This window comes from Nocardioides sp. NPDC057772 (genome assembly GCF_042798075.1).
Lineage (GTDB): Bacteria > Actinomycetota > Actinomycetes > Propionibacteriales > Nocardioidaceae > Nocardioides.
In genome coordinates this window covers 1-9,506 of the sequence record NZ_JBHVKN010000199.1, presented here as the reverse complement: position 1 = coordinate 9,506, position 9,506 = coordinate 1, and the positions used below count along the sequence as shown (strand labels likewise).

11 protein-coding genes are annotated in these 9,506 nt (G+C 70.1%); 8 read left to right on the top strand and 3 right to left on the bottom strand.

Features of this window, described 5'->3' with window-relative positions; all coding sequences use genetic code 11:
- Positions 1-54 precede the first annotated feature (54 nt).
- The 4 genes from ACFVJS_RS23180 (at position 55) to ACFVJS_RS23165 (ending at position 2,752) form a co-directional block, all read left to right on the top strand.
- On the top strand, positions 55-804 hold the full coding sequence (locus tag ACFVJS_RS23180) for a VOC family protein (RefSeq protein WP_378885466.1): 750 nt from the start codon (positions 55-57) through the stop codon (positions 802-804).
- Between the two features lie 9 nt (positions 805-813).
- Positions 814-1,938, top strand: a complete 1,125-nt coding sequence (locus ACFVJS_RS23175; RefSeq protein ID WP_378885464.1) for an endonuclease/exonuclease/phosphatase family protein — start codon at positions 814-816, stop codon at positions 1,936-1,938.
- Positions 1,939-2,036: 98 nt separating this feature from the next.
- Positions 2,037-2,228, top strand: coding sequence for a hypothetical protein (locus ACFVJS_RS23170; protein WP_378885462.1), 192 nt, complete (start codon positions 2,037-2,039; stop codon positions 2,226-2,228).
- Positions 2,225-2,752 (top strand): DoxX family protein, encoded by a 528-nt coding sequence (locus tag ACFVJS_RS23165; RefSeq protein WP_378885460.1) that lies wholly within the window; start codon positions 2,225-2,227, stop codon positions 2,750-2,752. The genes ACFVJS_RS23170 and ACFVJS_RS23165 overlap by 4 nt, the downstream gene beginning before the upstream one ends.
- Here ACFVJS_RS23165 and ACFVJS_RS23160 read toward each other — a convergent pair.
- Positions 2,707-3,177 carry a GNAT family N-acetyltransferase gene (locus ACFVJS_RS23160; RefSeq protein WP_378885458.1) on the bottom strand — a complete coding sequence of 157 codons (471 nt, stop codon included), beginning with the start codon at positions 3,175-3,177 and terminating at the stop codon, positions 2,707-2,709. The two genes, ACFVJS_RS23165 and ACFVJS_RS23160, sit on opposite strands and share 46 nt — an antisense overlap.
- A gap of 190 nt (positions 3,178-3,367) precedes the next feature.
- Between ACFVJS_RS23160 and ACFVJS_RS23155 the strand changes: the two genes are divergently transcribed.
- A complete protein-coding gene (locus ACFVJS_RS23155; protein WP_378885456.1) occupies positions 3,368-4,105 on the top strand; it encodes a peptidylprolyl isomerase in 738 nt (245 codons plus the stop codon).
- An 18-nt stretch (positions 4,106-4,123) separates the two neighbouring features.
- On the opposite strand, the gene soxR is transcribed toward ACFVJS_RS23155, so the two are convergent.
- Positions 4,124-4,597 (bottom strand): redox-sensitive transcriptional activator SoxR, encoded by a 474-nt coding sequence (gene soxR / locus ACFVJS_RS23150; protein WP_378885455.1) that lies wholly within the window; start codon positions 4,595-4,597, stop codon positions 4,124-4,126.
- A gap of 61 nt (positions 4,598-4,658) precedes the next feature.
- Here soxR and ACFVJS_RS23145 point away from each other — a divergent pair, with 61 nt between their 5' ends.
- Both ACFVJS_RS23145 and ACFVJS_RS23140 read left to right on the top strand, forming a co-directional pair.
- Complete coding sequence (locus ACFVJS_RS23145) at positions 4,659-5,357, top strand: SDR family NAD(P)-dependent oxidoreductase (RefSeq protein WP_378885453.1); 699 nt, start codon at positions 4,659-4,661, stop codon at positions 5,355-5,357.
- Entirely contained in the window at positions 5,354-6,415 is a 1,062-nt protein-coding gene (locus ACFVJS_RS23140; protein ID WP_378885452.1) for an S-adenosylmethionine:tRNA ribosyltransferase-isomerase, read from the top strand. Before ACFVJS_RS23145 ends, ACFVJS_RS23140 begins: the two co-directional genes overlap by 4 nt.
- 10 nt (positions 6,416-6,425) lie before the next feature.
- On the opposite strand, the gene ACFVJS_RS23135 is transcribed toward ACFVJS_RS23140, so the two are convergent.
- On the bottom strand, positions 6,426-6,863 hold the full coding sequence (locus tag ACFVJS_RS23135; protein WP_378885450.1) for an OsmC family protein: 438 nt from the start codon (positions 6,861-6,863) through the stop codon (positions 6,426-6,428).
- Between the two features lie 37 nt (positions 6,864-6,900).
- Between ACFVJS_RS23135 and pepN the strand changes: the two genes are divergently transcribed.
- The gene (gene pepN, locus ACFVJS_RS23130) at positions 6,901-9,354 is read left to right on the top strand and encodes an aminopeptidase N (protein ID WP_378885448.1); all 2,454 of its coding nucleotides are present in this window, start codon (positions 6,901-6,903) and stop codon (positions 9,352-9,354) included.
- Positions 9,355-9,506: the final 152 nt, after the last annotated feature.

The window sequence follows — 9,506 nt, the reverse complement described above, 5'->3', positions numbered from 1 at the left end:
GTGTCTGTTCGGTGCGGCTGCGCGCGGCTCGACGCACGCGTAGGGTCGGTAGACATGAGCACCGCTGGCGTACCTGCCTGGTTCCATCTCTTCCTCGACGTGCCGCGCCCGCGGTGGGAGGAGGCGGTCGGGTTCTGGTCGGCTGCGACCGGCTGGGCGGTCTCGCCACCTCGCGGCGAAAATGGACAGTTCCTCACCCTGGTGCCGCAGGCCGGTGACGCCTGGCTGAAGATGCAGGCCGTCGACGACGGCGAGCCACGGATCCATGTCGATCTCGACGCCGCGGATCGTGAGGCCGCCGTCGAGCGCTCGACGGCTTTGGGGGCGCAGCCGGCCTGGACGTACGACGGGGTGCCGGTGATGCGCTCCCCCGGCGGGCTGCTCTTCTGCCACACCCTCGGCGAGGGTTCCGCGCCGCGTTGTGCGCGCTCGGAGCCCGAGCGAGTGGTCGACCAGATCTGCATCGACATCCCCCGCAACCGCTGGGACGAGGAGGTGGCGTTCTGGGCCGCGGTCACGGGGCGCACCCCGGAGTCGACCATCACCCCCGAGTTCCTACGCCTCGCCGACCCCGACCCGCACGGCGGGCTGCGGTTTCTGCTGCAGCTGCTGGAGGAGGAGGACGGGGAGGTCCGAGCGCACCCCGACTTCGCGGTCGCCCACCGCGCCGCGGAGACCTGCCGCCATGAGGCGATCGGTGCCGAGACGGTCGACGTCCTCGAGTCGTGGACGGTGATGCGCGCTCCGTACGGCCAGATCTACTGCCTCACCGATCGCGACCCGGTGACCTGCTGGGTGCCCTAGCCTGGAGGTATGCGGCTCGCCTCGTTCAACGTCGAGAACCTCTTCGCCCGACCCAAGGCGATGGACACCGAGGCCGCCGACGCCAGGACGCGGCGTACGGTCCTCGCCGCCCACTCTCGCCTGTCCACGCTCCTGGGCCAGACGAGCTATGAGGGCAACGAGCAGGAGATCCTCGACAGCCTCCAGAAGCTCGGCCTCCTCAAGAGCGACGAGGGGGAGTTCGCGCGGCTGCGGAAGATGCGCGGGGCACTGCTGAAGCGGCCACGGTCGGACGATGTACAGCTGGTCGCGAAGGGGCGCAACGACTGGGTCGGCTTCGTCGAGCTCAAGACCACGGCCGTCGACGAGGTCGCCACCGAGAACATCGCGCGGGTCTTCGCCGAGCTGCGCGCCGAGGTGGCCGTGGTCATCGAGGCCGACGACAGGCCGGGACTGCACCTGTTCTCCCAGACCCTGCTGCCGGAGGTGGGTGCCGAGGCGTATGAGCAGGTGATGGTCGTGGAGGGCAACGACGAGCGGGGCATCGACGTCGGCGTGATGGTCGGCGACGGCTATCGCCTCGCCCAGCTCCGTACGCACATCTTCGACCGCGACGAGGAGGGCGTGGTCTTCTCCCGCGACTGCTGCGAATACCACCTCGACTCCCCTGGCGGAGCGCGGATCGTCGTGCTGGCCAACCACTTCAAGTCCAAGGGCTACTCGGAGAAGAGCGATCCGCTGGGTGCCAAGCGCCGCGGCCGGCAAGCCACCCGAGTCGCCGAGATCTACCGCGGGCTGCTCGAGGAGGGCATCGAGCACATCTGCGTCGCCGGCGATCTCAACGACTCCCCCGACAGCGAGTCGCTGAAGCCACTGCTCTCCGTCGACGGGCTCGTCGACGCCAGCGAGCACGAGAACTGGGACTGGAACCACCGCCGCGGAACGTACGGTTCCGGCAACGAGGACCACAAGATCGACTACCTGCTCCTCTCCCCCGCGCTGCGCGCGAAGCAGACCGGCGGCGGCGTCTTCCGCAAGGGCGTCTGGCACGGACCGCGCACCAAGGACCCGTGGGACCTGTTCCCCACGCTGACCGCGGAGCAGCACGCGGCCTCCGACCACGCGTGTCTCTACGCCGACTTCACCGACCTGTGACCGCCGGATTCTGAGAAGTCTGCCTGCGAGCCTGAAGATGCGCTGAAGGCGGGCGTCCGAGCGGTGGTTGTTGGCCTCGACTATGGCACGCTGGCGAGGTGAACGAGGTGTGGTACGTCGTCGGGCTGGTCGCGGTCTCCGTGGCCGTGCTGGCGCTCGGGGTGTGGTTCGTGCGGCGTGAGATCCGAGACGAGATCTCCCCCGCGCCCCTGCTGTGGGCCGGGTATGCGGTCGTGGCGGCCTTCGTCGTCTTCGGCGTGCTGCGCACGTCCTGGGTGGTGCTCTCATGAGGACCCGCGCAGATCTGTTGGGGTGGGTCGGTCTCGCCGGTCGCCTCTACCTCGGCTTCGTGTTCCTCGCCGCCGGGCTGGCCAAGCTGCCCGAACCAGCGATGACCGAACAGGCGGTGCGCGGCTATCAGCTGCTGCCGTGGCAGCTGGCCCCTGCGTACGCCATCGCGATGCCGATCGCCGAGATCGTGCTCGGCGCGCTGCTGATCCTCGGGCTGTTCACCCGCACCGCGGCTGTCGCGACCGCGCTCGGTCTGTGCTCGTTCATCGTCGGGATCACCTCGGCCTGGGCACGCGGGCTCAACATCGACTGCGGCTGCTTCGGCGGTGGTGGGGCCTCGGCCGACCCCACCTACTTCGCCGACACCCTGCGCGACCTGGGCTGGCTCGCGATCGCGGTCTACCTGATCCTGGTACGCCGCACCAAGCTCGCCCTCGACGACCTGCTCTTCCGGCGGGGTGCGCCGGCGGCCGACGACTACAGCGACAGCTCGAAGAAGACCGAGTTGGGGTCCAGCACGTAGCCGCCGAACGGCGGGCGCTCGATGAAGCCGTTGCCCGCGTAGAGCCGTCGCGCGGGCTCGTAGAAGGCCTCCGTCCCGGTCTCCAGGAGTACCCGGCGGCCACCTTGTGACCTGGCCTGCTCGATGAGGTGGCGCAGCATCGCGGTGGCGATGCCACGGCCGCGGGCGGCGGCCGTCGTACGCATCGACTTGAGCTCGTAGTCGCCCTCACCCAGTGACTTCAGCGCGCCGCAGCCGACGAGCTCGCTGTCCTCCCAGGCCGACCAGAACGCGATCTCGGGCACCTTCAGCGCCTCGAGGTCGAGCGCGTGCACCGACTCGGCCGGCGTCACGGCGTACATGTCCTCCAGGTGCTCCTCGAGGATCCGGATCACCTCGGGCCTGGTCAGGTCGTCGAGCTCGAAGCGCAGGGAGAGCAGTGGCACGGCTGGAGGGCATCCGAGCCGAGCCCTCTCTGGTCGTGGCGGGTCAGGTGCGCCGAGGGCGGTGCAGTATCGCGGCTGGCGACCAGGCTGTGCGATAGTGCGTGACACCGATGCTGACGACGGATGCCGGCGGCATCGCCACACGGGGTCGGTCGAGGGAGGATTCGGACGGCTCCCCTAGCATCTGGGCATGCTGACTCGTACGCTTCCGGCCGCTGCCGCCGCTGCCCTGCTCCTGACGCTCTCCGCCTGTGGCTCCTCCGGCGACTCCGGGGACTCCGGGGACTCGGGCAACGCCCAGGAGAGCAAGGGCCCGAAGTCGAGCGAGTCCAGCGACTGGAAGTCGATCGTGAAGGCCGGGTCGACCGAGTGCGACTACGTCGAGGACCCGATGGGCGCCTCGAAGGAGGTGGACGCGCCGGAGAAGACCGCGCAGTACACCGGCAAGGTCGCCGCCACCATCAACACCTCCGTCGGCCCGCTCGCGGTCACCCTCGACGCCGACAAGGCGCCCTGCACCGTCAACTCGTTCCTCTCGCTGGCCTCGCAGGACTACTACGACGGCACCAGCTGCCACCGTCTCGGCAACAACCCCGGATTCGCGCTGCTGCAGTGCGGCGACCCGACCGGCCAGGGCACCGGCGGCCCGGGCTACACCATCCCCGACGAGTTCAAGCCCAGCGACACCTTCCCCGCCGGCACTCTCGCCATGGCCAACACCGGCCAGCCCAACTCCGGCGGCAGCCAGTTCTTCATGGTCTTCGGCGACACCCAGCTTTCGCCCGCCTACACCGTCTTCGGCACCCTCGACGAGGCCGGCATCAAGACCCTCCAGGAGGTCGGCGAGGCGGGCGTGGCCGAGGCCGGCGCCGACGGCACCGGCGCCCCCAAGACCCCCGTCGAGTTCGAGACGATCACCGTCGGCTGACCCCGGCCTGTCGAGGCGTCAGGCTCGGCGGCGGGGTGGCTCGCGGCGCAGGACCTTAGGGAGGTACGCGGCGCCGGCGCTCTGGGCGGCCGCGGCGTCGCCGGGGTTGGAGATGCGGCATCGCTGGAGCGAGAGACAGCCGCAGCCGATGCAGGAGTCGAGATTGTCGCGCAGCCGCTCGAGGGCGTGGATCTGCTCCTCGAGCCGACGTCGCCAGTGCTTCGACATCCGGGCCCAGTCGGCCTTGGTCGGGGTCCGGTCCCCCGGCAGACAGTCGAGCTCGGCCTTGATCTCGTCCAGCGACAGGCCGACGTTGGCGGCCGCCCGGATGAAGGCGAGGCGACGCAGGACGCTGCGCTCGAACGTACGCTGTCCCCCGGCCGATCGCTGAGCCTGGATCAGGCCCTGGCTCTCGTAGTAGCGCACCGCCGAGGCCGCGTAGCCGCTGCGCCGGGTCACCTCGCCCATCGTGAGCAGGTCGTGGGTGTCCATGTCACTCTTTTCTGTCACAGCCCTTGATCTCAAGTTCACTTTAGGTTGAATGCTAGCCAGCATGAACCGATCACACAACGAAGTAGCCGTTGTCACCGGCGGCTCCGCCGGGATGGGGCTCGCCCTGGCCACGACGCTCATCGACAAGGGGTGGAGCGTCGTCACCGACGCGCGCGACGCCGACCGCCTCCACACCGCCCTGCCGGACAGCACTCGGGTGACGACGCTGGCCGGTGACGTACGCGACGGGGACCATCAGGACGCCATCGCGGCAGCCGTCGCGCGACACGGACGTCTCGACCTGCTCGTCCACAACGCCAGCGAGCTCGGCCCGATGCTTCCCCTGGCCGAGGTCCCCGAGAGCCTCTTCTCCGGCGTTCTCGCGACGAACCTGCTCGCTCCCCTCGCGCTCACCCAGCGGCTCCTCCCCTACCTGATCGCCTCGCGCGGCACGCTCGTCGGCATCTCCAGCGACGCGGCCGTCGAGCACTACCCGACCTGGGGAACGTACGCAGCCAGCAAGGCCGCGCTCGACCACCTGGTCCTCACCCTCGGTGAGGAGAACGGCATCCGTGCGTACGCCGTCGACCCCGGCGACATGCGCACGGCCATGCATCAGGCCGCGTTCCCGGGCGAGGACATCTCCGACCGTCCGCTTCCGGAATCAGTCGTTCCGCACCTGCTCGCGCTGCTCGCCGGCGACGAGCCCTCAGGGCGCTACCGCGCCGCCGATCTCGCACCCGCAGGAGCAAGCCGATGACGATGCTCGCCGAACGCCCCACGACCACCTTCCCCGCACCGGACGACACGACCGCTCCCGCACCCGCGGAGTGGCGCGGCCTCGAGCGCGACGGCGTACGCCTGCTCGTGGCGACCCCGGGCGGCGTACGACATGCCCGCTTCCGCAACCTCGCCGACCACCTCTCCCCCGGCGACCTGCTCGTGGTCAACGACTCCGCGACCGAGGCGCGACAGCTGGATGCCGACATGGTCGGGCGCGGCCGGGTCGTCCTCCACCTCGCCCAGCGCCTCGACACCGGCTGGGCCGTGGAGATCCGCTCCGCGCCCGACGCCGCCCGATCCGTGCTCGACGCGACCGAGGGAGACGTGGTCGTGACCTCGGGCCTCCGCGTCACGCTGCTCGAGCCCTACCCCGACGGCCGACCCTCCTCCCCCACCGGCGAGGGCAATCGGCTGTGGCGCGCGGAGGTCACCGGCGACGTGGACGCCGAGCTGGCGAGCTCCGGCCGGCCGATCGCGTACGGCTATCTCGACCGGCGCTACCCGCTCGACGCCTACCAGACGGTCTTCGGGCACCGCCCAGGGAGCGCCGAGATGCCCTCGGCCGCTCGCCCGTTCACCCATCCGCTGGTCACCGAGCTGGTCACGCACGGCATCCAGATCGCACCGGTCACCCTGCACACCGGCGTCTCCTCCCAGGAGGCCGGCGAGGCCCCCGGCGCGGAGTGGTTCGAGGTCTCCGAGACCACGGCCAGGCTGGTGGAGCAGACCAGGTACGCCGGTGGCCGCATCGTCGCGGCCGGCACCACCGTCACCCGCGCGCTGGAGTCGGCGGTCGACCCGGCGACGGGCGCCGTCAGGGCGGCGAGGGGCTGGACCGACCGCGTCGTGACGCCGGCCAACCCGCCGTACGTCGTCAACGGGCTGATCACCGGGTGGCACGACCCGCAGGCGAGCCACCTGCTGCTCGTCGAGGCGGTCGCCGGTCCCGAGCTCACCCAGTCGGCCTACGACGCAGCGGTCGCCGAGGGCTACCTGTGGCACGAGTTCGGCGACTCCGCCCTCCTGCTCCCCTGAGCGCCGAGAGTCAGGACAGGGCGCCCTCGCCGTAGCTCACGGGGGTGCCGACGGAGACGGTGCGGCCGACGGTGCACAGCCGGGTCTCGGACTTCTTGATCGCGTCCGGGAGGACGGTGCGGGCAGCGTCGCCGGCCTCACCCTCCGGGAAGGTGATGTCGAAGGTGACCGAGATGTCGACCAGGCGGTTGCCCTGCTCGTCACGGATCTTGGTGGCTGCGGCGAGGGCCTCGAAGGTCTCCATCGGCGACCGCTTTCCGGTGATGAAGTCGACGTCCAGGGCGCTGCAGCCTGCCAGGGCGGCGAGGAGAAGCTCGACCGGCGTGAAGTCGGGGTCGTCGCCGTGGCCGATCACCACGGTGCCGCCGCGCGCGTTGGTGGCACGGAAGCGGTGCTCGCCGATCTTCTCCAGAGATACCGAGCGCTGGTCTGCCGCATCAGAAGTCATGGGGTAAGAGTGCCATCTGCCCGTTAGCCTGTGCGACGTGAGCACCCAGAGCCTGCCCCTGCGCCGTGACGAGGCCACCGCCCGTGCCGGTCTGCTGACGATCGAGGACTACGACGTACGTCTCGACCTGGCCTCCAGCGAGGAGACCTTCGGTTCGGTGACGACGATCCGGTTCACGTCGAAGGGCGGGCCGACGTTCGTCGATCTCAAGCCGGTCTCGGTCGCACGGATCAGCCTCAACGGCAGCCCGGTCGACCCGGCCACGCTCGCCAAGGGACGCCTCCCGATCACCACGCTGGAGGGCGCCAACGAGCTCGTCGTCGAGGCCACCATGCCGTTCCGCAACGACGGCGAGGGGCTGCACCGCAGCGTCGATCCGGCCGACGGGCGGGCCTACGTCTACGGGATGTGCTTCATGGACGCCGCCCCGACGATCTTCGCCTGCTTCGACCAGCCCGACCTGAAGGCGCCCTACACCTTCCACGTCACCGCGCCGCGCGACTGGACGGTGATCGGCAACGCGCCCGGCACCCAGACCTCGCCCGGCGAGTGGGAGTTCGAGCGCAGCCAGCCGCTCTCGACGTACTTCGTCACGCTCGTGGCCGGACCGTGGCACATGATCCACGACGAGCACGACGGGATCCCGCTGTCGTTGAGCTCGCGGCAGAGCATCGCCGCAGACCTCGACAAGGACGCCGAGGAGCTCTTCACCCTCACCAAGCAGTGCTTCGACGAGTTCCACCGGCTCTTCGGCATCCGCTACCCGTTCGGCAACTACCACCAGGCGTTCGTGCCGGAGTTCAACGCCGGCGCGATGGAGAACCCGGGCTGTGTGACCTTCCGTGACCCCCTCGTCTTCACCTCGCGGGTGACCCGCGGCATGCGGATCCAGCGCGCCACCACGGTTGCGCACGAGATGGCCCACCAGTGGTTCGGCGACCTGGTCACCCCGCAGTGGTGGGACGACCTGTGGCTCAACGAGTCGTTCGCCGAATACATGGGCAACCGGGTGACCGCCGACGTGACCCAGTACGACGACGCCTGGGCCGACATGTCCTACGCCCGCCGCCAGTGGGGGCTCACCGCCGACCAGCGGGGCTCGACACACTCGGTCGCCGGCAACGGTGCCGAGGACGCCGTCTCCGCCCTGCAGAACTTCGACGGGATCTCCTACTCCAAGGGTTCGGCGATCCTGCGTCAGCTGGCCGCCTCGCTCGGCGACGACGTCTTCTTCGCGGGCGCGATCGACCACTTCACCCGGCACCGGTTCGGCAACGCGACGATGCACGACCTGTTCGGCTCCTGGGCCTCCGCCGCGGCTGCGGCGGGCGTCGAGTTCGACCTCGACACCTTCACCTCGCAGTGGCTGCTCACCGCCGGCCCGGACACGCTCTCCTGGGACCCGGCCAAGATGGTCGTGAACCGCACCGCTCCCTCGCTGCACCCCGCCAACCGGTCCCACACCTTCCGTGCGGCGATCCTCAACGGCACCCAGTGGACTGTCGAGGACATCACCGTGACCGGCGACCAGACGCCGCTCCAGGTCGCCGCCAACGCGGTCGTGCTCGACCCTTACGACGACACCTGGGCCGCGGCGATCCCCGACTGGGAGACAGTCCAGGCGCTCAAGGGCGCACTGCCGTCGATCACCGACGGCGGCCTGCGCGCGGGGGTGTGGAACAACCTGCGCAGCGCCTGGTTCAATGCGGCGGTCGACCCCGCCGACGTCATCGACATCGCCGAGGCCTCGCTGCCGATCGAGGACGTCGAGGACAGCCCGCGGCGCACCATGCCGTGGCTCTTCGGCTCGGTGGTGCCGCTGGCGCCCGCCGGTGCCCGGGAGCGGCTCCATGAGGCCGCTCTCCGCAAGCTCGAGGAGGTCCCTCCCGGGTCGGAGCTGCAGCTGTCGGCCTATCGCACCGCGATCCGCTCAGCGAGCTCCGAGTCGCTGCTGCGGGAGTGGCTGGCCGCTCCCCCGGCCGGCATCGAGACCGACCTCGACCTGCGCTGGCGCATCCTCGCCAAGCTCGCCGAGAACGGCTTCGCGTCTCGTGAGGAGCTGCACGCGGCCTACGACGCGGAGCCGGCCAACGATGCCCGCATCCATCTCAACGGGGCGCTGGTCAGCATCCCCGACGCGGAGTCGAAGGCGTACGGCTGGTCCGTGTTCACCGGCGAGACCGACCTGCCGAACTACGACATCCTGGCCGCCGGGCGGGCGTTCTGGACCGGCCCTGCGGAGCTCACCGCTGGCTATGTCGAGCGCTACTTCAGCGAGCTTCCCGCCACCGCCGAGAAGCGGTCGGGCTGGAGCCTGGCCGAGGCCGCCGAGGCGTTCTTCCCCAGCGGGTCGGTCACCGAGGAGACCCTCGCTGCCGCGCGGGCGGTCGTCCAGCTGGATCTGGACCCAGGCGTACGCCGGCGGGTGTCCGATGCGGCTGACAACCTGCAGCGCCAGTTGGCCGTCAAGGTCACCTATCCGCGCCGCTGACCGAGCGCGGGCCGCCTCCTCGGACACGACTGGGTCTCGACCCGCTTCGCGGGTTCGCAGGCTCACCCGCTGCGCTCGCTCGACCTTTTCGCGTTATGACCTGCGACTTCGTCGCAGGTCATAGGCTCAAACCTTCTCGATCTGGTTGAAGG